The 22,003-nt window shown below is 69.4% G+C and carries 17 protein-coding genes; 10 read left to right on the top strand and 7 right to left on the bottom strand.

What is annotated here, in order from left to right; genetic code table 11:
- Positions 1-21: 21 nt before the first annotated feature.
- Complete coding sequence (locus ACCD06_RS31175) at positions 22-690, top strand: HAD family hydrolase (protein WP_413346063.1); 669 nt, start codon at positions 22-24, stop codon at positions 688-690.
- A gap of 12 nt (positions 691-702) precedes the next feature.
- On the opposite strand, the gene ACCD06_RS31180 is transcribed toward ACCD06_RS31175, so the two are convergent.
- The 5 genes from ACCD06_RS31180 to ptsG all read right to left on the bottom strand — a co-directional run bounded on the left by ACCD06_RS31180 (position 703) and on the right by ptsG (position 5,622).
- Positions 703-1,056: a hypothetical protein gene (locus ACCD06_RS31180; protein WP_413346065.1), complete on the bottom strand. Its 354-nt coding sequence runs from the start codon at positions 1,054-1,056 to the stop codon at positions 703-705.
- Positions 1,053-1,343, bottom strand: coding sequence for a DUF6516 family protein (locus tag ACCD06_RS31185; RefSeq protein ID WP_252140906.1), 291 nt, complete (start codon positions 1,341-1,343; stop codon positions 1,053-1,055). Before ACCD06_RS31185 ends, ACCD06_RS31180 begins: the two co-directional genes overlap by 4 nt.
- Positions 1,344-1,433: 90 nt before the next feature.
- A complete protein-coding gene (nagA, locus tag ACCD06_RS31190) occupies positions 1,434-2,597 on the bottom strand; it encodes an N-acetylglucosamine-6-phosphate deacetylase (protein WP_413346067.1) in 1,164 nt (387 codons plus the stop codon).
- A complete protein-coding gene (locus ACCD06_RS31195; RefSeq protein ID WP_109156260.1) occupies positions 2,597-3,658 on the bottom strand; it encodes an SIS domain-containing protein in 1,062 nt (353 codons plus the stop codon). Before ACCD06_RS31195 ends, nagA begins: the two co-directional genes overlap by 1 nt.
- 179 nt (positions 3,659-3,837) lie before the next feature.
- Positions 3,838-5,622 (bottom strand): PTS glucose transporter subunit IIBC, encoded by a 1,785-nt coding sequence (ptsG, locus tag ACCD06_RS31200; protein WP_413346070.1) that lies wholly within the window; start codon positions 5,620-5,622, stop codon positions 3,838-3,840.
- 303 nt (positions 5,623-5,925) lie between these two features.
- Here ptsG and ptsP point away from each other — a divergent pair, with 303 nt between their 5' ends.
- Positions 5,926-8,490: a phosphoenolpyruvate--protein phosphotransferase gene (gene ptsP, locus ACCD06_RS31205; protein ID WP_413346072.1), complete on the top strand. Its 2,565-nt coding sequence runs from the start codon at positions 5,926-5,928 to the stop codon at positions 8,488-8,490.
- A 161-nt stretch (positions 8,491-8,651) separates the two neighbouring features.
- Here the strand turns inward: ptsP and ACCD06_RS31210 are convergent, their stop codons facing one another.
- Positions 8,652-9,362, bottom strand: coding sequence for a hypothetical protein (locus ACCD06_RS31210; RefSeq protein WP_413346074.1), 711 nt, complete (start codon positions 9,360-9,362; stop codon positions 8,652-8,654).
- A 343-nt stretch (positions 9,363-9,705) separates the two neighbouring features.
- Between ACCD06_RS31210 and ACCD06_RS31215 the strand changes: the two genes are divergently transcribed.
- The 3 genes from ACCD06_RS31215 (at position 9,706) to ACCD06_RS31225 (ending at position 14,306) form a co-directional block, all read left to right on the top strand.
- A complete protein-coding gene (locus ACCD06_RS31215) occupies positions 9,706-10,620 on the top strand; it encodes a DUF6502 family protein (RefSeq protein ID WP_413346076.1) in 915 nt (304 codons plus the stop codon).
- Positions 10,617-11,921 carry a DUF5666 domain-containing protein gene (locus ACCD06_RS31220; protein WP_413346078.1) on the top strand — a complete coding sequence of 435 codons (1,305 nt, stop codon included), beginning with the start codon at positions 10,617-10,619 and terminating at the stop codon, positions 11,919-11,921. The genes ACCD06_RS31215 and ACCD06_RS31220 overlap by 4 nt, the downstream gene beginning before the upstream one ends.
- Positions 11,922-12,203: 282 nt before the next feature.
- A complete protein-coding gene (locus tag ACCD06_RS31225; protein ID WP_413346080.1) occupies positions 12,204-14,306 on the top strand; it encodes a methyl-accepting chemotaxis protein in 2,103 nt (700 codons plus the stop codon).
- On the opposite strand, the gene ACCD06_RS31230 is transcribed toward ACCD06_RS31225, so the two are convergent.
- On the bottom strand, positions 14,284-15,516 hold the full coding sequence (locus tag ACCD06_RS31230; protein ID WP_413346081.1) for an ROK family protein: 1,233 nt from the start codon (positions 15,514-15,516) through the stop codon (positions 14,284-14,286). The two genes, ACCD06_RS31225 and ACCD06_RS31230, sit on opposite strands and share 23 nt — an antisense overlap.
- Positions 15,517-15,880: 364 nt before the next feature.
- Between ACCD06_RS31230 and ACCD06_RS31235 the strand changes: the two genes are divergently transcribed.
- The 5 genes from ACCD06_RS31235 to ACCD06_RS31255 all read left to right on the top strand — a co-directional run bounded on the left by ACCD06_RS31235 (position 15,881) and on the right by ACCD06_RS31255 (position 21,838).
- A complete protein-coding gene (locus ACCD06_RS31235; RefSeq protein ID WP_413346083.1) occupies positions 15,881-17,410 on the top strand; it encodes a sugar ABC transporter ATP-binding protein in 1,530 nt (509 codons plus the stop codon).
- A 10-nt stretch (positions 17,411-17,420) separates the two neighbouring features.
- Positions 17,421-18,395, top strand: a complete 975-nt coding sequence (locus ACCD06_RS31240) for an ABC transporter permease (RefSeq protein ID WP_247882412.1) — start codon at positions 17,421-17,423, stop codon at positions 18,393-18,395.
- Positions 18,396-18,419: 24 nt separating this feature from the next.
- Positions 18,420-19,403, top strand: coding sequence for a substrate-binding domain-containing protein (locus ACCD06_RS31245; protein WP_109156251.1), 984 nt, complete (start codon positions 18,420-18,422; stop codon positions 19,401-19,403).
- Positions 19,404-19,589: 186 nt separating this feature from the next.
- Positions 19,590-20,657 carry a sugar phosphate isomerase/epimerase family protein gene (locus ACCD06_RS31250; RefSeq protein WP_413346086.1) on the top strand — a complete coding sequence of 356 codons (1,068 nt, stop codon included), beginning with the start codon at positions 19,590-19,592 and terminating at the stop codon, positions 20,655-20,657.
- The gene (locus ACCD06_RS31255; protein WP_413346088.1) at positions 20,654-21,838 is read left to right on the top strand and encodes a Gfo/Idh/MocA family protein; all 1,185 of its coding nucleotides are present in this window, start codon (positions 20,654-20,656) and stop codon (positions 21,836-21,838) included. The genes ACCD06_RS31250 and ACCD06_RS31255 overlap by 4 nt, the downstream gene beginning before the upstream one ends.
- Positions 21,839-22,003 lie beyond the last annotated feature (165 nt).

Raw genomic sequence — 22,003 nt, forward strand, 5'->3', positions numbered from 1 at the left:
AAATCCTGACGAGAGCGCGCGATGAAGCCTGCCCTTGATACCCCGTTCCGTGTCCGCGCCATCCTGTTCGACATGGACGGCACCCTGATCGACACCAAGGGTCCCGTGGAGCGCTCCTGGCGCAGTTGGGCCGCCCGGCACGACCTGGACCCCGACGCGATCCTGGCCGTCTGCCATGGCGTCCGCAGCATCGAAACCGTCCGCCGCTTCGCCCCCGCCGGCGCCGACATCGAGGAAGAGGTCCGGCTGGTGGAAGACTGCTACACCAACGACACCGAGGGGGTACGCGCCGTCCCCGGCGCGCTGGAGATTCTGCAGTCCTTGCCGCGCCACCGCTGGGCGGTGGTGACTTCGGCTCCGCAGGACATGGCGCGGAAGCGCATCGCCCAGGCCGGCCTGCCCCTACCCGACCTGCTGATCGGCGCCGACATGGTCGCCCACGGCAAGCCCCACCCCGAAGGCTACCGCACCGCCGCCGAAAAGCTGGGCTTCGACCCGCGCGAGACCGTGGTGTTCGAGGACGCCCCGGCGGGGCTGGAGGCCGGACGTGCCGCCGGCGCCCTGGTGATCGCGCTGACCACGACGCTGCCGGCGCATGAGCTGGACGGCAACCTGTGCCTGCCCGACCTGACGGCTCTGCGGGTGCGGGTGGAGGAGGACGGGCTGGAGATCGTGGCGGTGGGGGGCTGAGAAGGGCTCCCCCTACAAGGCAATCCGGGTGGAGATCGCGTCGTATGGCGCGGTCAGCCCGGTGCCGTCCTCCTCGCGATCGACAAGGCCGGCGGCGACCAGCGCCTCGACATCCTCATGCACACGGCGATAGTCCCGACCCACTGACTTGGCGAGCGCGTTGATGCTGGCGGCCGGCGTTTGGTGGAGATGCCGAAGCAACTCCAACCGCTTCGGAGTCAGTGCGCGGGCCAGCGTCTCGAAGCTGTCGAACGACAGATGTCGCTCGCTTACCGCTTCTCCCCGCTCGGCCCGGTGCCATGCGTCCGCGAAGCGGGTGGCGAAGTCATCGGCACTGTCGCCGACATGGATCTGTAGGTCGCTCATACCTCGCCTCCTGCTGCCCTGACATCGGCCAGAAAGTCCATGACGAGCTGTTCCGGCGAGGTGAAGGAATAGGGTTCCTCGCGTGGACCGTAATGCCGATGGTCGCCCTTGCCCCGCTCATTGTCGTAGCCGACCACCCGCTCGCCGTTCACAATGTAGACGAGCGAGTATTTCAGCGGATGCCGGGAGGGCGGAACTGGCGTCGGGACTTTCCAGATCTTCGCCTCCATGACGGCGCCTCCGGCCAGCTCACGGCGGTCCTTGTAAAGCAGTTCGGCCTTCGGCACGGATCGGCACGTCCCGTCATCGAGATATCAAACTATGGCATCGAACAGCATATGGCGTCAAATGTCATAATGCGAGAACTGTGATCGGCCTCACTTAGCCCCCCACCACTCCCCCTCCACCCAGGTCCCCTTCACCGTCAAATCCGGTTGCAGCAGCACCAGATCCGCCCGCCAACCCGGCGCGATCCGTCCGCGCTCCCCGTCCATCCCCAAAAACTCCGCCGGATAGAGCGACGCCATCCGCAGCGACTCCTCCAGCGGCAGGCCGATCAGCGTCCCGGCATTGCGCACCGCCGTCGCCATGTCGAGGTCCGCCCCCGCCAGCGTCCCGTCGGCCAGCACCAGCCGGCCGTCGCGCCGGTAGATCGTCCGCCCGTTCAGTTCAAAGCTGTCGGCATCGGTGCCGGTCGGCGGCATGGCGTCGGTCACCAGCATCATCCGCCCCCGCGGCCGGGCTGCCAGCGCCGCCCGCATCATCAGCGGATGGACGTGATGCCCGTCGGCGATCAGCCCGCACCAGGGCCGCCAGTCACCCAGCGCCGCCCCGGCCGGACCCGGCTGGCGGTTGGCGATGCCGGGCATCGCATTGTAAAGATGCGTCACCCCGCGCACGCCGAGATCGAAGGCCTCGACCACCCGCTCGGCGCTCGCCATCGTGTGGCCGACCGACAGGATCACCCCGGCCGCCATCAGCCGCGACAGCGCCGCATCCTCCACGCACTCCGGCGCCAGGGTCAGCAGCACCCGCCCGCCCGGCATCCGCGCCGGCAGCCCGCCGATGAAGTCGAGATCGCCCTCGTCCGGCGCGCGGACGAAGCGCGGGTCATGGGCGCCGACCCGCTGCGGGCTGATGAACGGCCCTTCGAAATGGATGCCCAACACGCCGCTGCCGGGCTGCGCCACCGCTTTCACCGCCGCCTCGGCGGCGGCGCGGTGGCAGTCAGGGGTGTCGGTGATGATGGTCGGCAGCAGCCCGGTGGTGCCGAAGCGCCGGTGCGCCGCGGCGATCGCGAGTGCGCCCTCCGCCGTCGGCTTCTCGTTGAACAGCACGCCGCCGCCGCCATTGACCTGGATGTCGAGGAAGCCGGGGGCCAGCAGGTCGCCCGCCTCCAGCGCCACCGTCCGGTCGACCTCCGGCGCGGTGCGGCCGGGCGCCACGATGTCGAGGATGCGGCCATCGCCGACCAGCAGGCTACGGCCGTCGAGGATGGTCTCGCCCGTGAAAATCCGGGCACCGGTCAGGAGCTGTCGCATCAGACGGTCTTCGTCACTTTGGCAAGGTTAGGCGGGCTGTCGGGATCGATGCCGCGGGCCAACGCCAGTTCATAGACCGCGCCGTAGAAGCTCTGCAACGCCGCCAGCGGTGCAGCCTCCGGTGCGATCCCCGGCAGGCTGGGCAGCAGGGTGGTTCCGGCAAGTCCCGCTTCGGTGGTGGCGACGGCGGCGCCCAGCCCGACGATGCGTTCCACCACCGCGCGGGTGTGGGGTTCCGCCGCGTCGGCCTGGGTCAGGGCCAGCACCGGGAATCCGGGACCGACCAGCGCCAGCGGGCCGTGCACGACCTCCGCCGCGCTGAAGGCCTCGGCATGCAGGCGGCAGGTCTCCTTGAACTTCAGCGCCATCTCCAGCGCCGCGCCGAAGCCGACTCCGCGCCCCAGCACATAGAGGTTCTGTGCGGTGGCGAGCGGCATCAGCGCCGGTTTCCAGTCCAGCGCCTGGGCTGCCGCCAGCGTGTCGGGCAGGGCCGCCAATGTCGCCTTCAGCACCGGATCATCCTGCCAATGCGCCACCAGTTGCAGGTAGGCGGCCAGCGAGGCGATGCAGGATTTCGTCGCGGCGACGCTGCGCTCCGGCCCGGCCGCCAGCGGCAGGAAATGGTCGCACATCTCCGCCAGCGGCGAGTCCTCCGCATTGACGAATCCAACCACCAGGGCACCGCCGACCTTGGCCGCCTCCACCAGCCGCAGCAGGTCCGGGCTGCGCCCCGACTGCGAGACGGCGACGAACAGCGCCCCTTCCAGACTCAGATGCCCGCCATAGACCGAAGCGATCGACGGCCCGATGGAGGCCACCGCCCGGCCAATCCGCGTTTCGATCAGGTATTTGCCGTAGGCCGAGGCATGGTCGGAACTGCCGCGGGCGCAGGTGACGACGAAGCGCGGCGGTTCGCGGCGCAGGCGCGCGCCCAACTCGGCGAAGCCGGCGCCGCAGCGCGCGATCTGCCGGGCCACCGCGGCGGGCGCCTCCGCCGCCTCCACCGCCATCAGGGGAGTGGTGCGGGACGGCTTGAAATCAGGAATGCCCGGATCGGTCATGGCGGCGCTCGCGATTGGCTGGTATAGATACCAATGTAAGACCTTCTTGCGCCGGAGGCCAGCGTCCATTGGTGGAATCGCTTCACGACGACAGCCGCAATGCGGAAAAGAAAAGCGGCACGACCCGGATAAGGTCGTGCCGCCCGATGAAACCAGTCGAATACCACGCAGAGAGTGACCTATTCCGCGGCGCGCCGTCCGCCCGGCAGCATGCCGGTCATCGCTCCGGCCAGCGCGTCGGCGTCATTGCCGACGATCAGGTCGATGCCATTGGCGCCCAGCCCCATCACCGCGCGCACGCCGGCCCGTTTCAGCGCCTCGGCATTCGTCTTGCCGGCATCGCCCAGTTCGACCCGCAGGCGGGTGGTGGCGAAGGCGGCCAGCGTCTTGATGTTGCCGGCCCCGCCCAGCGCCTCGGCGATGCGGGCGGCGCGGTCGGTCGGCACAGGCGCCGCAGTCGGAGCGGAAATGGTCTGCGCCGCGACCGGTGCCGCCACGCTGGCCGGCCCGTCCGCCTCCGAACCGGCGCTGTGCAGATACTCCTGCATTTCCGTCTTCAGATTCTCCGACAGGGTGCCGAACACGGCCTGCACGCTGTCGCGCACCCGCAACACGCCCGACGCGCCCATATTGCGCAGCTTGCCCTCGTCGACGCGCGCCGGATCCTTCACCACCACGCGCAGGCGGGTGATGCAGGCGTCCAGATTGCTGATGTTGCCCCGCCCGCCGAAGGCCAGAACGAGGTCGCGCGCCCGCTCGCTGCCGATGGCGGTGCTGATCCCCTCTTCCGTCGCGTCCTCACGGCCGGGGGTCTTCAGGTTCAGCGCCAGGATGGTGTAGCGGAACACGACATAGTAGATCGCCGCATAGACCGGCCCCAGGATCAGCACCAGCCACCATTTCTGCGAATAGGGGCTGAGCACGTTGAACAGCACGAAGTCGATGCCGCCCTGGGAGAAGGTGAAGCCCATATGGGCGCCCAGCGAGTTCATGATGAACTGCGAGGTCGCCGCCAGAACCGCATGGATCAGGTACAGAACCGGCGCCAGGAACAGGAAGCTGAACTCGATCGGCTCGGTGATGCCGGTCAGGAAGGAGGTCAGCGCGGCGGAGATCATGATGCCGCCGACGCGCACCCGGTTCTCCGGCTTGGCGGCATGCCACATGGCGATGGCGGCGGCCGGCAGGCCGAACATCTTGAACAGGAAGGCGCCGGACAGGATGCCGGCGGTGGGGTCGCCGGCGAAATAGCGGTTGATGTCGCCATGGACCACCTGCCCCGTTGCATCCTGGAAGGAACCGATCTCGAAGAAGAAGGGCACGTTCCAGATATGGTGCAGGCCGAAGGGGATCAGCAGCCGTTCGACGAAGCCGTAGATGGTCGCGGCCAGGCGAGGGTCGTTCACCGCCGCCCAGTGCGAGAAGCTGTTGATGCCGCCCTGGATCGGCGGCCAGACCACCGACAGCACGACACCCAGCACGATGGCGGCCAGCGCGGTGATGATCGGCACGAACCGCTTGCCGGCGAAGAATCCCAGATAGGCCGGCAGCGCGATCTTGTAGAAGCGGTTGAACATCGCCGCCGCCAGCCCGCCGGCCAGGATGCCGCCGAACACGCCGGTTTCCATCGACTTGATGCCCATGATGGTCTTCGGCTCCATGCCCCAGACCCCGGTCATCACGCCCAGCGTGGCGAGCATCACGATATAGCCGATGGTGGCGGCGATGGCCGACACGCCGTCATTCTCGGTGTATCCCAACGCCACGCCGATGGCGAAGATCAGCGGCAGGTTGCCGAAGATCACGTCGCCCGAATTCTTCATCAGCATCGACAGCAGCGGCGGCATCCATTCGAAATTCGCCGCACCGATGCCCAGCAGCAGACCGGCGACGGGAAGAACCGCCACCGGCAACATCAGCGACTTGCCGATTTTCTGTAGAAACGCAAAGGGGTTCAATGCCATGGCGGCTCTCCCGCAAATTGTCCGGCGGCGGCGACATCGTTTGCTCAGGACGGAATTACAACCTGACCCATGCTCTGGTTTCACGACATAGGCGACATAGTGAATCGGGCAAGCTTGCGGCTTATCCCCGATGCGTCGGCTGGGGCGCGGATTGGCCGCAGGCTTCCGCCTTTCCCGGACAGGATCTTTCGCTAACATATGATGAGAATTCCGCTTGGGCTATGCGGCGTCTGCGCACAGACGGCGTCCGACATGGTGACGCCCGCTCCGGTCCAAGCGATAAGAAAAGAGGATCGAACCATCATGACCGCGATCACGCTTGCAGCCCCGCTGGCCGGATGGGCCATGCCGCTGACCGAGGTGCCCGATCCCGCCTTCGCCCAGGGGCTGGTCGGAACCGGCATGGCCATCGACCCGACGGTGAACGAGCTGCGCAGCCCCTGCGACGGCGTCGTGCTGTCGGTCCACCGCGCCCGCCACGCCTGCACCGTCCGCACCGCCAGCGGCGCGGAGGTGCTGCTGCATCTGGGCGTCGACACCGTCGGCCTGAACGGCGAGGGCTTCACCGCCCATGTGCAGGACGGTCAGGCGGTGAAGACCGGCGACCGCCTGATCAGCTTCGACATGGATCTGGTGGGAAGCCGGGCGCAGAGCCTGGTCAGCATGATGGTCGTGGTGAATGACGGCTATACCGTCGACGGCCAGTCGGTGGACCGCGAGATCGCGGCCGGCGACGCCGCAATGACCGTCCATGGCGGCAGCGGCGCCGATGCCGCCCCCACCCCGGCTGCCGCTCCGGTCGAGTCGGGCGAGACGGCCGAGCGCACGGTCGCGCTGCGCATCGCCCACGGCCTGCACGCCCGACCCGCCGCAGCCCTGGTCGCCGCCGCCAAGGCGCATCCCGGCACCGTCACCATCCTCTGCCGCGACCGCAGCGCCAATGCCAAGAGCGTCGTCGCCCTGATGGGGCTCGGCACCGTGCTGGGCGACCGGCTGACCATCCGCGCGACCGGTCCCGGCGCACAGGGCGTGGTGGAGAGCATCGCCGGCCTGATCGACAGCGGCCTTGGCGACCCCGTCGTCGAAGGCGTCGCCGCTCCGGCTCCTGCTCCCGCCGCCACCCCGGCCCAGGCCCAACCGGCCGCCGAGGAAGACATCGGCCCGCCCTTCGCTCCCGGCGAGGAGGCGCTGTTGAAGGGCACCATCGCGGTGCCGGGACAGGCGGTCGGCAGCGTTGTCCGCCGCTTCCGCAGCGGCGTGCGCGTGACGGAACAGGGCGCCGGACCCGAGGTCGAGGAGCCGCGATTGCATCAGGCGCTGGAGCGCGTGATCTCCAGGCTGGCGGACTCGGCCAAGCGCATGCCGGACCACGCCGCCATCTTCCAGGCCCACCGCGAAATCCTGGACGATCCCGAACTTCTGGACAGCGCGCTGACCGACATCCGCGCCGGCAAGAGTGCGGAATGGGCGTGGCAGCGCACGGCGCAGATGCAGGCCGACGCGCTGGCCGGTCTCGCCGATCCCCGCATGGCCGAACGCGCCGCCGACCTGCGCGACCTGGAACAGCAGGTGCTGACCGCCCTGTCGGGCAAGGAGCCGTCGGCCGGGCTGGCGGACCTGCCGGCCGGCACCATCGTGCTGGCCGACGAGATCCTTCCCTCCGACCTCGCCGGGGTTCCGGCCGGTCGGCTGGCCGGCATCGGCATGGCCCATGGCGGTCCGACGTCCCACGCCGTCATTCTGGCCGCCGCGCTCGGCGTGCCGACCGTGGTGGCGCTGGGCCGGCAGGCGGAGCGGGTGCCGGACGGCGCCCCCGTGGTGCTCGACGGCAACCGCGGCGAGCTGCTGGTCTTCCCGCCGGAGGATATGCTGGCGACCACCCGCACCGCCGTCGCCGCCCGTGCCGCCCGGCGCGAGGAGAACCGCCGCACCTCCCGCGAGGACTGCCGCATGGCCGACGGCACCCGGATCGAGGTGTTCGCCAATCTCGGCCGGGTCAGCGACGCCCCCGGCGCCGTGGTGGAGGGGGCGGAGGGCTGCGGCCTGCTGCGCACCGAATTCCTGTTCCTGGAACGCCAGTCCGCCCCGACCGAGGATGAGCAATACCAGCAGTACCAGCAGATCGCCGACGCGCTGGAAGGCCGGCCGCTGGTGATCCGCACTCTGGACGTCGGCGGCGACAAGCCGCTGTCCTACCTGCCGCTGCCGAAGGAGGAGAACCCGGTGCTGGGCCTGCGCGGTGTCCGCGTCGGCCTGCGCGAGCCGGAGCTTCTGCGCGCGCAGATCCGCGCCATCCTGCGCGTCAAGCCGGCCGGCATCTGCCGCATCATGGTGCCGATGATCGCCTCGCCGTCCGAGCTTTTGGCGGTGCGGACGATGGTGGACGAGGAGCGGGCCAGGCTCGGCCGCGCCGAACCGATCGAACTGGGCGCGATGATCGAGGTGCCGGCCGCCGCCCTGATCGCCGACCGCATCGGCGCGGTGGCGGATTTCCTGTCGATCGGCACCAATGACCTGACCCAGTATGTGCTGGCGATGGACCGCGGCAACCCGCATGTGGCGGCGCAGCTCGACGCGCTGCATCCGGGCGTGCTGCGGCTGATCCGCCTTGCGGTGATGGGGGCGAAGACCCACGACCGGGTGGTGGCGGTGTGTGGCGGCTCCGCCTCCGACCCGATGGCGGCGCCGCTGCTGATCGGGCTTGGCGTGACGGAGCTGTCGGCCACCCCGGCGGTGATCGCCGACCTGAAGGCCTTCATCCGCACCCTGCGCCTGGAGGATTGCCGCCGCGTCGCCGAAGCCGCACTCGGCACCGACAGCGCCGCCGAAGTCCGCCGTCTGGTCGCGGAGACGTGGCCGGGGCTTTGATGGGCCAATCCCCCCTCTCCCCCCCGGGGAGAGGGTCGGGGTGAGGGGGATGCACATGCCGGACTTCCTTGAGAATCCTCGCCACGCGCCCCCCTCACCCTAACCCTCTCCCCAGGGGGGAGAGGGGATCGTTCCGGGACATTTCGACATCTAACCTCCCATCACACCCGCCCGACCCTGAGCATCACCGCCGCCTGCCGTCCGCCATGCCAACGGGCGGCACCGCGGGCGGCGGCGCGCATCGCGGCGATGCCGATCAGTGAGGCGGCGACGAACAGTCCCGGCTCCAGATCACTACGCACCAGCAGCGCCGCTCCCAGCCCGACGATCAGCACCCGATAGACCGTCTCGCAGAAGCCCAGCCCGGCAAGGAATCCGTCGGTGCAGCCGAAGCTGTCCGCGCCGGCCAGCCGGGCGAGCTGCGACCGCCCGCCGATGGCGCTCGCCGGCCCGGTGGCGCCGACGGCGATCATCGCCGCCAACGCCGCGATCCCCGCCAGCGCCATCGCTCCCATCAGCGGATTCAGCAGCGTCAGCACCGCCAGATGGATCGGTGCCCATACCGCTTCCAGCAGCCACAGCCGCTCCAGCAACCCCGCCGGCGCACCGGACACAGCGCCAGGCGGCACCAGCCGCGCCAGTTCGCGCGATTGGCCGAAGTCCAGCAGCGCATGCAGGGCGAACAGCCCCAGCGCAATGGCAACCAGCAGAAGCAGGCTGCCGTCGCCGGCCCGCGTCCACAGGGCGTCCTGCAGCGGCCGGGCATAGAGCGCGCTGCCGGCCACCAGCAGGTTCGCCGCCGCCCCGAACAGGATGCTGCGGATCAAAGCCGACCGGTTGATGGCGGCGTTACGGGCGATGGACGACGCCATGTCGGACGCTCGCGTTCGAAAGGGTAGGACCGAAGACGGGTTCCGTTTTCCATGCGCCCCGACAGGGTTGGGAGCGTCCCCGCGGGCGGGCGGATAAGCAGGCTGGTCAATCGATGACAGGCTCATGCGGGCTACGGCCGGACGGCCGCTCCTGACCTTGGGGAAAGTTTGGGGGACCTTGGTGGTCCCCGTGGAACTGCGCAGCGACCGCGGCTGTCACATGCCCGGCATCATGCGTGGGAAAATTTCCCACATCAAGCGAAAAGGTGATTCCCTTTCGGCCCCGCCGCGCTATTGTCGCATCGGCAATAGAGACAGCCCCAACCGCCGGAGTGTCAGGCGCGTGCCCACCCGCAGCCCCCAGCCAGACCGCCCCAGCGAGGCGGGCATCACCGGGGCGGCGCCGCCGCCGGCGCTGCTTTCGGCGGTGCGCCGTGTGCTGGTCCCGCTGGTGCGGACGCTGATCGGCTTCGGCATTTCCTGGCCGATGCTGGCGACCCTGCTGAAGTCGGTGTATGTCGAGGTGGCGGAGCGTGGCTTCGCGTTGCCCGGAAAGCCGATGACCGACAGCCGGATCACCCTGCTGACCGGCGTCCACCGCAAGGACGTCAGCCAGATCCGCGGCGCTCCGCCGGCTGCGGAAGCCGCCGCCGCCGCCGCGCCGTCGCTGGGGTCGCAGGTGCTGAGCCGCTGGCTGACCGATCCCGGCTTCCTCGATGCCGCCGGCTGCCCCCTCCCCCTCCCCCGCAGTTCCGCTTCGGACCGCGAGCCCGGCTTCGAGACGCTGGTGACCGGCATCAGCAAGGACATCCGCCCGCGCGCCCTGCTGGACGAACTGCTGCATGCCGGGCTGGTGACGGAACGGCCCGATGGTCTGCTCGACCTTGCCGAGGCGGCGCATGTGCCGCGTGGCGACCTGGACAAGCTCGCCTACTATTACGGCCGCAACCTCGCCGACCATCTGGCGGCGTCCGGGCATAATCTGGCCGGCGGCACCCCGCCTTTCCTGGAGCGGGCGCTGGCCTATGACCGGCTCAGCCCCGACTCCATCACCGCCCTGCGCCGCGAAGCCGACCGGCTGGGCATGGCGATGCTGGTCGAGCTGAACCGCATGGCCGCCGATCTCGCCGACGGCGATGCCGGCCGCGACGACGCCAGCCACCGCTTCACCGCCGGCCTCTATCTCTATGACGAGGACGAGGCGCCCGTTCCTGCGCAGCAACATGCCGGCTCCGGCGGGGGAGCAGGCGCATCGTGACACGCAAGCCCCTCGCCCGAACCCTGCTGCTGACGCTGCTGCTGGCCGCCGGCTGTGGGCCTGCCCACTCCCCTGGCCGGGATGACGGGCTGGCGGACCGCGGCATCGGCGGCACCGGCGTGTCCGTGACCGACCGCGGCATCGGCGGCACAGGGATCGGAGGCACCGGCATCGTCGGCACGGTCACCGCGTTCGGCAGCGTCTGGGTCAACGGCCTGCGGGTCGATCTGCCGCCGACCACCATCGTGCGGATCGAAGGCCGTCCGGCGCAGCCCGGCGATGTCCGCATCGGCCAGACCGTCGCCATGACCGCCGCGCCCGGCGGGCCGACCGGACTGACCGCGCAAACGCTGGAAGTGCGCTTCGCCGTCGCCGGCCCGGTGGACCGGACGACGGCCGGCGGCGCGCTGGTGCTGGGCCAGAGCATCGACCTCGCCGAGGCCGAGGGCACCACCGCGCTCACGCCCGGACGCTGGGTTGCCGTCTCCGGCCTGCGCCGTCCCGACGGCGTGATCGACGCCAGCCGTGTCGATCCCTGGGACCCGGCGCGCGGCTGGGTTCTTCGCGGCCGGCTCGATGCCATCACGCCGAAGACGCTGACCGTCGCCGGCCTGACGCTGTCCCGCGGCCGGGGGCTCGACGGTGCTTTGCCGGAGGTCGGCGGCATGGTGCGCGTCACCGGCGCTGCCGCTGGAAAAGCCGATGGCAGTGCGGCGCTGACGGTGGAGCCCGATCCCTTCAACCCCTTCGGCACCACGGTCGGCGCCCTGTCGGTCGAGACCTATGTGGACGGCTCCGGCCAGACCGTCGCGCCGGGCGGACCGCGCATCGACCGGGCAAACGGCATCGCCGCGCCGGCACGGGTGGTGATCGACAGTGTGGTCACCACTGGCGGCGGGTTCGGCGGCGGACGGGCCTTCGGCGCGCCGCATCTGGGCGGCCGGTCGCTGCCCGGCACCGATCCCGCCGACCGCGCCGCCGGTCTGGGCGCGGGCATGCGGCCGGAAGGCATGCGCTCCGACGGAATACCGGGACCGAACGCGCCCGGCATGGAGGGGCCGGATGGTCCGGTCGACGGCATGCGCTCCCGTCCAGGAGCGGCGCCGCCCCCCGGCCCCGTTGGCGGTTCCCCCGGTCCGGGCGGTGCATTCGGCGGTCCCGGCCGGGGACCGGGCGGCGGTGTTCCAGGTGGCGGCGGTTCTCCGCACAGCGGCCCCCGCGGCGGATTTGGCGGCGGATTTGGCGGCGGCCCTGATGGAGGGCCGGGTGGTGGCCCCGGCGGCAGCGGCGCGCGTTTCTAAGCGCGTTTATTTTAAATTACGGTCAAATACTTCCGCAGACCTCATGCGGCATTTTGATCCATGCTTCGAATTTACCTGCTATCTCAATCCACGCAGTTTTAGCATATTAATATATCAACGCCGGAGAGATGCCGTCGCGGACCATGCCGGCCGCTGTCAATAGGGGCTGAGCCGAAAGGACGATTCGGTTTCCATCAACGTCTTTGGCTCACATCCAGACCTCTTTCCGGACAGCGCCCGTCCCGCGACGGCTCGAACTCTTCGCACAAACAGGAATCGACCATGATCACGCTCCTCTCGCGGCTGTCGATCCGCGCCACCCTTGGACTTGTCGTCGCCGCGCTGGGCCTGCTGCTGATCGCCACCAGCAGCCACATGCTGGTCGACGTCGTGGACCGCACCCGCAACGCCCACCGTGTCGCCACGCTCAGCGAGACCAGCCGCGACCTGCTGCGCACGCTGCTGGCGATCCGTCTGGAGCGCGGTCTGGTCGGTCCGGCACTGGGGGCGGAGGAGCCGGCCGGCGATGCCGAACTGCGCGACATCGCCGCCAACCGCGCGGTGGCGGAGGCTGGTTACGCCGCCATCGCCGCCAAGCTCGCCACTCTCGACCTGCCCGGCCTGCCGTCAGCGGCCGACAAACTGCGCGCCACCCACGACACGCTTGCCGCCCTGCGCCAGCAGGCCGATGGCGCGGTGCGCCAGCGCAAGGCCTCGCGCGATCCGGCGGTGGCGGACGCCTGGGCGACGGCGCCGGTCGCCTATCTCGACGCGCTGACCGCCGCCACCGACCTGCTCGACGGCTCGCTGAAGCTGGCCGATCCGGTGGTCGACCATCTGCTGGGCATCAAGCGCGCCGCCTGGAACACCCGCCTGAACGCCGGTGGCATGGCGCTGCGCATCCAGACCGCGGTCGCCACCGGCCAAGCCTGGACGCCGGCCGACGCGCAGGCGGTGGCGGAGGCCATCGGCCGCACCGTGCAGGCCTGGGCCCTGGTCAAGGAATCGGCGTCCCGCCCCGACACGCCGGACTCCATCCGCGAGGCGGTCGAGAAGGCCAAGGTGAATTTCGAAGGCCCGCTGGTCGACCAGCGCAAGGCGGTGCTCGCCGCCCTTGCCGAGGGCCGTCCCTCGCCGGTGGAGATCGGCACGCTGCGCCGGCAGGACACCGCCAGCCAGGGCTACATCGTCGATGCCGCGCTGGCGGCGGTGGACCGGATGGTCGTCCGTTCCGAATCGCAGGCCGCGCGCGCCACCCGCGACGCCGTCATCGCCGGCCTGCTGGTGCTGGCCGCCGTGCTGCTGACCGTCGCCGGCCTGATCGTCGCCAAGCGCCGGGTCAGCGACCCGATCCGTTCGATGACCGAGGCGATGCGCCGTCTGGCCGACCGCGACATGGCGGTGGCGATCCCCGGCCTGGGCCGTGCCGACGAGATCGGCGGCATGGCGGCGACCGTCACCGTCTTCCGCGACAGCATGATCACCGCCGACCGTCTGGCGGCGGAACAGGCCCGCGAACAGGCCGCCAAGGAGGCGCGGGCCGCCCGGCTGGAAGCGCTGATGCGCGACTTCGACGCCAAGGCGATGCACATCGTGGAGACCGTCGCGTCCGCCGCCACCGAGATGCAGGGCACCGCCGGCACCATGTCCACCACCGCGACGCAGGCGAGCGCCCAGGCGACCGCCGTCGCCGCGGCTTCCGAACAGGCGTCGGCCAACGTGCAGACCGTGGCCTCGGCGACGGAGGAGCTGTCGGCCTCCATCCATGAGATCGGCCGTCAGATCGCCGCCTCCACCCGCATCTCGGGCGAGGCGGTGACCCAGGCCGAACGGACCAACAGCACCATGCGGATGCTGGTGGAGGCGGCGGACCAGATCGGTCATGTGGTGGAGATGATCAACACCATCGCCGCGCAAACCAACCTGCTGGCGCTGAACGCCACCATCGAAGCCGCGCGTGCGGGTGAAGCGGGCAAGGGCTTCGCCGTCGTGGCGGGCGAGGTGAAGGCGCTGGCCAGCCAGACCGCCCGCGCCACCGACGAGATCCAGGCCAAGGTGAAGGAGATCCAGCAGGCCACCGGCGGCGCCCAGGACGCCATCGCCGGCATCGGCCAGACCATCGGCCGCATCAGCGAGATCACCACCACCATCGCCGCCGCCATCGAGGAGCAGGGCGCCGCCACCCGCGACATCGCCGGCAACGTGACGGAGGCGGCGCGCGGCACCACCGAGGTCTCCTCCACCATCGTCGGCGTCAACCATGCGGTGCTGGAAACCGGCTCCGCCGCCACCGAGGTGCTGGACGCGGCCAGCAGCCTCGCTCGCGAGGCCGAGACCCTGCGCGGCGAGGTCACCAGCTTCATCACCGCCGTTCGCGCGGCGTGACGCCGGTGCCAGTCAGCCCCGTACCGGCCAGCATGGTTTCCTGAACCGCCATCACCGCCGCACCGATCACCCCGGCGCTCTCGACCTCCGGCACATACTGGATGTCGAGATGCCGGGTGGAGAGGGCGAGCGAGCGCTGATAGACGCTCTGCCGGATCGAGGCCAGCAACAGCGGCCCGATCCGCGCGACACCGCCGCCGATGAAGATGTGCGACGGGTTGAAGAAATTGACCACCGCCGCCAGCATCCGCCCGATATGGCCGCCGGCCTGCTGCACGATGGCGTTGGCCGCCGCGTCGCCCGCCCGGCTGGCATTGCCGAGATCGACGGTGGTGAGATGCCCGTTCCGCTCCAGCACCTCCATCAGCCGTGGACTCTCGCCGGCGCGCGCCGCGTCCTCCGCCATGCGGGCGATGGCCGGGCCGGCCGCCATCGCCTCGACGCAGCCGGCATTGCCGCAATGGCAGACGGGCCCGTGGGGATCGACGCAGATATGCCCGACGTCCCCCGCCGACCCGTCCCGCCCGCGATAGACCATGCCGTGGCAGATGATGCCGCAGCCGATGCCGGTGCCGATCTTGATGACCAGGAAGTTCTGAAGCTGGCCGTGCAGGCGCCAATGGGTGCCCAGCGCCATGATGTTCACATCGTTGTCGACGAAGACCGGCGCGGCATACTCCTCCGCCAGACATTCGCGGATCGAGAAGCTCTCCCAACCCGGCAGCAGCGGCGGGTTGACCAGCATGCCGCTGCCGAAGGCGACGGGACCCGGCACCCCGACGCCGATGCCCAGCACCCGCGCCGGCCCGATGCCCAGCCGCTCCCGCGCCTCGCGCAGCAGCGTCCGCACCCGTCCGAACACCGCCACCGGCCCGTCGCGCACGTCCTCCGGTTCCGACCGGTGGTCCAGCACCGTCATGTCGGGGGCGAGCAGCGCCACGTCGATGCTGGTGGCGCCGATGTCGATTCCTGCCAGCACCCCCATCCGGTGGCTCAGCCGCAGCACCTCCGGCCGCCGCCCGCCCGAAGACGGCTGCACCCCGCCCTCCTCGATCAGTTCGCGGCCGATCAGGCTGGAAATGGCGAGGTTGGCCTTGCTCTTGGAAAAGTCGACCGACGCCGCCAGTTCGCCGCGCGACAGCCCGCCGGCCCAGAACAACCGCTCCAGCAGGGCGCGCTCGCCGTCCGACAGACGTTGCCAGTCAACCATCGAAGGGTGCCTTTCTGATTCTTGCGGGGTTAGACCCCCACCTAACCTCCCCCGCTGGGCGGGGGAGGGACTGCCGCCACCCTCCCGCATCAGCACTGCCCCCTCCCCCGCCCAGCGGGGAGGGTTGGGGTGGGGGCAAGAGTCCGCACTTTCCCCCACCCCATCCCTACCACACCCACCCCACTTTTGCCAAATTATGTTCAAAGTCGTCCATTGTCTGTCCAAAGCACCGGGCTTACCATCCGCTCAACGAACGAAGCGGCGTCTTGCGGGACGACACGCTCCGCAGTGGGAGAAACGTCATGGACGGCACCCGCCCCGCCACAACGCGGTCGGTGGAACGGCCGTCAGGGGGTGCGGAGCCATGAGCCTGCATGTCGCCTTCGACGGCATCACCAAGGAATTCGGACCCGTGCGCGTCCTGCACGGTGTCGGCTTCGACCTGCATCCGGGCCGGGTGCATGGGCTGTTGGGCGAGAATGGCGCCGGCAAATCGACGCTGATGAAGATCCTCGCCGGCTACCACGCGCCGACCTCCGGCACGCTCAGCATCGACGGCGAAGCCGTCACCTTCAAAAGCTCCCGCGACGCCGAAAAGCGCGGGATCGTGCTGATCCACCAGGAACTTAGCCTCGCCGACGACCTCACCGTCGCCCAGAACATGTTCCTCGGCCACGAGATCAAGCGCGGCTGGCTGCTCGACGACCGCGCCATGCGCGACCAGGCGGCCCAGGCCCTGCGGCAGGTCGGATTCGACGGCGACCCCGACACCAAGGTGCGCGACCTGATCGTCGCCGAGAAGCAGCTGGTGGAAATTGCCAAGGCGCAGCTGCGCAACGCCCGCCTGCTGATCATGGACGAGCCGACCGCCAGCCTGACCCCGTCGGAATGCGACCGGCTGTTCGGGCTGATCGAGCGGCTGCGCCGGGACGGCGTCACCATCGTCTACATCTCCCACAAGCTGGACGAGGTGGAGCGAATCACCGACGAGGTGATCGTGATGCGCGACGGCCGCTTCGTCGCCCGCGCCCCCACGGCCGAAACCCCGCGCCAACGCATGGCGACGCTGATGGTCGGGCGCGAACTGACCGACATGTTCCCGGACAAGCACATCCCGGCCCTCGGCAAGCCGCTGATGGCGGTGCGCGGCCTGACCGTGCCCGGCTGGGCGGAGGATGTTGGCTTCGATCTCCACCCCGGCGAGATCCTGGGCTTCGCCGGTCTGGTCGGCGCCGGCCGCACCGAACTGTTCGAGGGCATCCTGGGCTTGCGCCCGCGCAGCGCCGGAACCGTCGAGATCGGCGGCCGCCCGGTTCGCTTGCGCAATCCGCGCGAGGCCATGCGCAACGGCCTGACCTATCTCAGCGAGGACCGCAAGGGCAAGGGCCTGCATGTCGGCATGAGCCTGCGCGACAACCTGACCCTGATGACGTTGCGCCACCACGCCCACCCGCTGCTGTCGCCGGCGTCGGAGGACCGGGCGCTGGAGCATGCGGTGACCAGCTTCGGCATCCGCGGCGATCCGCAGGGAAAGGCGTCGTCGCTCTCCGGCGGCAACCAGCAGAAGCTGGCCATCGCCAAGTTCCTGGAGCCGGACCCCCGCGTCTTCGTGCTGGACGAGCCGACGCGCGGCGTCGATGTCGGCGCCAAGCGGGACATCTATTTCCTGATCGCGCGGCTGGCCGCCGAAGGGCGCGGCGTGATCGTCATTTCATCGGAACTGATCGAACTGATCGGGCTCTGCCACCGGGTGATCGTGATGCGCGGGCGGCGGGTGACCGCGACCGTGCCCGCCGACCGGCTCAGCGAAGAGGAGTTGATTGCCCATGCCATCGGGACAGATGCCAGCGGGACCGACATCAGCACCCACACCCGCCCCAACACCCGCTGCTGAGGTCCGTGCGGTGTCCGCCCGAAAGCCGGCGCGCCGCTTCGACCCGCACCGCTTCGGCCCGGTCGTCGGACTGGTTCTGCTGCTGGTGATCGGCACGGCGCTGAACCCGGATTTCGCGACCTGGGGCAACCTGATGAACGTGCTGACCCGCACGGCCTTCATCGGGATCATCTCCATCGGCATGTGCTTCGTCATCATCTCCGGCGGCATCGACCTGTCGGTTGGGTCGATGGCGGCGCTGATCGCCGGCAGCATGATCCTGGTGATGAACGCGCTGGCCGCGTCGGTCGGCTCCCCGGTCGCTGTGGTGGCCCTCGGCGTTTTGTTCGCGCTGCTGCTGGGTGGCGGTTTCGGGCTGGCGCACGGTTTTCTGATCACGCGCGGCCGGATCGAACCCTTCATCGTCACACTGGGCACGCTCGGCATCTTCCGCGCGGTGCTGACGTGGCTGGCCGACGGCGGCGCCATCACGCTGGACAACGACCTGTCCGACGCCTACGGCCCCGTCTATTACGGCAGCCTGCTGGGCCTCCCGGTGCCGGTCTGGGTCTTCCTGGCGGTGTCGGTGGCGGGCGCCGTTCTGCTGAACCGCACCGCCTTCGGTCGCTATGTCCAGGCCATCGGCTCCAACGAGCAGGTGGCGCGCTTCGCCGCCGTGGACGTCGACCGGGTGAAGCTGCTGACCTACGGGCTGCTCGGCGTCTGCGTCGGCATCGCCACCGTATTGTATGTGCCGCGCCTCGGTTCCGCCTCCCCCACCACCGGACTGTTGTGGGAGCTGGAGGCCATCGCCGCGGTGATCGTCGGCGGCACCTCCTTCAAGGGGGGCGAGGGCCGGATCGCCGGGACGGTGATCGGTGCGGTCCTGCTGTCGGTCATCAGCAACATCCTGAACCTGACCAGCATCATCAGCGTCTATCTGAACGCGGCGGTCCAGGGCTGCGTCATCATCGCCGTCGCCTTCCTGCAGCGCCGGCGCCCGTAAGAAACGATAAGGAGGAGAAACGTCATGTCGGAAGTTGCTCGTTATACTCGACGTGTTGTGCTCGGCGCCGGCCTCGCCATGGCCGCGACGGTGGCCCTCGGCGGCGGCTTCGCCCTGGCGGCCGACACCGTCAAGCTGGGCGTCAGCATCCCGGCCGCCACCCACGGCTTCACCGGCGGCATCGTCTGGTGGGCCAACCAGGCGAAGGCGGAGCTGGAAAAGGCCCATCCCAACCTGAAGATCACCGTCAAGACCGCCAGCGGCGCGCCGGAACAGGCGAACCAGCTCCAGGATCTGGTGACGGTGACCGGGATCAACTCGCTGGTCATCTTCCCCTTCGAATCCGCCGCCCTGACCCAGCCGGTGATGCAGGCCAAGAAGAAGGGCGTCTATGTCACCGTCGTCGACCGCGGCCTGACCGACACCAGCGCGCAGGACGCCTACATCGCCGGCGACAACACCGCCTTCGGCCGCATCCCGGCCGAATACATCGCCAAGAAATACAACGGCAAGGCCAACATCGTGGCCCTGCGCGGCATCCCGACCACGCTCGACAACGAGCGGTGGGAGGCCTTCACCGGCGTGCTGAAGCAGTATCCCGACATCAAGATTCTCGACGGCAAATACGCCAACTGGAACCGTGACGACGCCTTCAAGGTGACGCAGGACTTCCTGACCCGCTTCAAGGACATCGACGTCATCTGGGCCGCCGACGACGACATGGCCTTCGGCGTGCTGAAGGCGATCGAGCAGGCCAAGCGCACCGACATCAAGGAGGTGTTCGGCGGCGCCGGGTCCAAGACGATGGTGAAGACCATCCTCGACGGCTCCAACCCCTTGATCCACGCCGACGTGTCCTATTCGCCGAAATTCATCTACGACGCCATCAAGATGACCGCCGAAGCCCGCCTGAAGGGCGACAAGCTGCCGGCGACCCACATCATCCCGTCGGCGCTGATCACCAAGGAGAACGCCAAGGAGTTCTACTTCCCGGATTCGCCGTACTGATCCTTGGTGACGTTAGACCCCCACCTAACCTCCCCCGCTCTCGGCCGACCGAAGGTCGGTCCGATGGCGGGGGAGGAACTGCCGCCACTGTCCCGCCTAAGCACTTGTCCCCTCCCCCGCGAGAGCGGGGGAGGGTTAGGGTGGGGGCAAGTGGCCGCACCTCCCCCCATCAGGGAGCCAAAACCCATGAAGACCATCAAAGGCCCCGCGATCTTCCTCGCCCAGTTCGCGGGCGACGCCGCCCCCTTCAACTCGCTGGACGCCATCGCCCGCTGGGCCGCCGGCCTCGGCTTCAAGGGCGTGCAGATCCCCAGCTGGGACCGACGCCTGTTCGACCTGCAAAAGGCCGCGACCAGCCGGACCTACTGCGACGAGGTCAAGGGCACCCTGGCCGATGCCGGCGTCGAACTGACCGAGCTGTCCACCCACTTGCAAGGCCAGCTCGTCGCCGTCCACCCCGCCTATGACGCGCTTTACGATGGCTTCGCCCCGGCGGAGGTCCACGGCCGCCCCGACGCGCGGCAGTCCTGGGCGGTGGAGCAGTTGCATCTCGCCGCCAAGGCATCGGCCAATCTCGGCCTGACCGCCCACGCCACCTTCTCCGGCGCGCTGGCATGGCCCTACCTCTATCCCTGGCCACAGCGCCCGCCGGGCCTGATCGAGACCGCCTTCGACGAGCTGGCGAAGCGCTGGCGCCCGATCCTCGATGCCTTCGACGAAGCCGGCTGCGATCTCTGCTACGAGATCCACCCCGGCGAGGATCTGTTCGACGGCACGACCTTCCAGATGTTCCTCGACCGCGTCGGCGGGCATGAGCGCTGCAACATCCTGTTCGATCCCAGCCACTTCGTCCTGCAGCAGCTGGACTATCTCGGCTATATCGACGTCTTCCACGACCGCATCCGCATGTTCCACGTCAAGGATGCGGAGTTCAATCCGACCCCCTGGCAGGGCGTCTATTCCGGCTATGCGCCATGGAAGGACCGGGCCGGGCGCTTCCGCTCGCTGGGGGACGGGCAGGTCGATTTCCGCGGCATCTTCTCCAAACTGACCCAGTACGGCTTCGACGGCTGGGCGGTGCTGGAATGGGAATGCTGCATCAAGCATCCGGAGCAGGGAGCCGCCGAAGGCGCCCGCTTCATCCAGGATCACATCATCCGCGTCACCGACCGCGCCTTCGACGATTTCGCCGACGCCGGCACCGACGAGGCGGCCAACCGCCGGATTCTCGGTCTGGGGAAAGGGGCACCATGAGCCCGGATCAAACGCCAGCCCAATCGCCCGCCTCCGCGAGGCGCTTGCGGCTGGGCATGGTCGGCGGCGGTCAGGGCGCCTTCATCGGTGCCGTCCACCGCATCGCCGCCCGCATCGACGACCGCTATGAGCTTGTCGCCGGCGCCCTGTCCTCCGATCCGGAGCGGGCGCGGACCAGCGGAGCGGAGCTGTTCCTCGCCCCCGACCGCTGCTACGACGACTTCCATGCGATGGCGAGGGCGGAGGCGGCACGCCCCGACGGCATCGACGCCGTCGCCATCGTCACGCCGAACCACCTGCATTACCCGGCCGCGAAAGCCTTCCTCGAGGCCGGCATCCACGTCATCTGCGACAAGCCGCTGGTCCATACGGTGGAGGAGGCGGAGGAGTTGGTGGCATTGGTGCGCAGCCGCGACCTCGTCTTCGTGCTGACCCACAATTACAGCGGCTATCCGATGATCCGGCAGGCCCGCGCCATGGTGGCGTCGGGCATGCTCGGCAAAATCCGGGTGGTGCAGGCCGAATATGCCCAGGACTGGCTGGCGACCGATCTGGAGGCCAGCGGCCAGAAGCAGGCCTCCTGGCGCACCGATCCGGCGCGGAGCGGCATCGCCGGCTGCATAGGTGACATCGGCACCCACGCCTTCCATTTGGCGGAGTTCGTCACCGGTCTCCACTGCACCGCTCTCGCCGCCGACCTGACCGCCTTCGTGCCCGGCCGGCGGCTGGACGACAACGCCCACATCATGATGCGTTTCGACGGCGGCGCCCGCGGCATGCTGTGGGCGAGCCAGGTCAGCCCCGGCACCACCAACGGCCTGCGCCTGCGCGTCTTCGGCGAGGCCGGTGGCCTGGAATGGCAGCAGGAGCAGCCCAACGAACTGCGCTTCACCCCGCTGGGCGAGCCGACCCGCACCCTTCTCCGCGCCGGTGCCGGCAGCCTGCCCGCGGCCTCCTCCATCTCCCGCACCCCGGCCGGCCATCCGGAAGGCTATCTGGAAGGCTTCGCGCAAATCTACCGCGACACCGCCGACCGCATCGCCGCCCGCCTGGACGGCCGCTCGGCCCCCACCGACGTGCCCCTGCCGACGGTGGAGGACGGGCTGCGCGGCGTGCGCTTCATCCATGGCGCGGTTGAGTCCAGCCGGCGCAATGCCGCGTGGGTAAGTTTGGCGGTTTAGTTCCCTCTCCCGCCCAAATCCCCCTCTCCCCCCCGGGGAGGGGGTCGGGGTGAGGGGGCGCACTGCGTGGCTTTGCAAGAAATGCAAGGCGCCGCATATCCCCCTGATCCTCCCAATGCGTCCCCCTCACCCTAACCCTCTCCCCAGGGGGGAGAGGGGATTCAA

Source organism: Azospirillum sp. CT11-132 (assembly GCF_047302835.1).
Taxonomy (GTDB): Bacteria; Pseudomonadota; Alphaproteobacteria; order Azospirillales; family Azospirillaceae; genus Azospirillum.

What these genes read in the sequence shown, in the direction of transcription:
- ACCD06_RS31250 (WP_413346086.1), top strand. Translation starts at nt 19,590, where the DNA reads ATGAAGACCATCAAAGGCCCCGCGATCTTCCTCGCCCAGTTCGCGGGC.
- ACCD06_RS31180 (WP_413346065.1), bottom strand. Translation starts at nt 1,056, where the DNA reads ATGAGCGACCTACAGATCCATGTCGGCGACAGTGCCGATGACTTCGCC.
- ptsG (WP_413346070.1), bottom strand. Translation starts at nt 5,622, where the DNA reads ATGGCATTGAACCCCTTTGCGTTTCTACAGAAAATCGGCAAGTCGCTG.
- ACCD06_RS31235 (WP_413346083.1), top strand. Translation starts at nt 15,881, where the DNA reads ATGAGCCTGCATGTCGCCTTCGACGGCATCACCAAGGAATTCGGACCC.
- ACCD06_RS31225 (WP_413346080.1), top strand. Translation starts at nt 12,204, where the DNA reads ATGATCACGCTCCTCTCGCGGCTGTCGATCCGCGCCACCCTTGGACTT.
- nagA (WP_413346067.1), bottom strand. Translation starts at nt 2,597, where the DNA reads ATGCGACAGCTCCTGACCGGTGCCCGGATTTTCACGGGCGAGACCATC.
- ACCD06_RS31245 (WP_109156251.1), top strand. Translation starts at nt 18,420, where the DNA reads ATGTCGGAAGTTGCTCGTTATACTCGACGTGTTGTGCTCGGCGCCGGC.
- ACCD06_RS31255 (WP_413346088.1), top strand. Translation starts at nt 20,654, where the DNA reads ATGAGCCCGGATCAAACGCCAGCCCAATCGCCCGCCTCCGCGAGGCGC.
- ACCD06_RS31230 (WP_413346081.1), bottom strand. Translation starts at nt 15,516, where the DNA reads ATGGTTGACTGGCAACGTCTGTCGGACGGCGAGCGCGCCCTGCTGGAG.
- ACCD06_RS31195 (WP_109156260.1), bottom strand. Translation starts at nt 3,658, where the DNA reads ATGACCGATCCGGGCATTCCTGATTTCAAGCCGTCCCGCACCACTCCC.
- ACCD06_RS31175 (WP_413346063.1), top strand. Translation starts at nt 22, where the DNA reads ATGAAGCCTGCCCTTGATACCCCGTTCCGTGTCCGCGCCATCCTGTTC.
- ptsP (WP_413346072.1), top strand. Translation starts at nt 5,926, where the DNA reads ATGACCGCGATCACGCTTGCAGCCCCGCTGGCCGGATGGGCCATGCCG.
- ACCD06_RS31210 (WP_413346074.1), bottom strand. Translation starts at nt 9,362, where the DNA reads ATGGCGTCGTCCATCGCCCGTAACGCCGCCATCAACCGGTCGGCTTTG.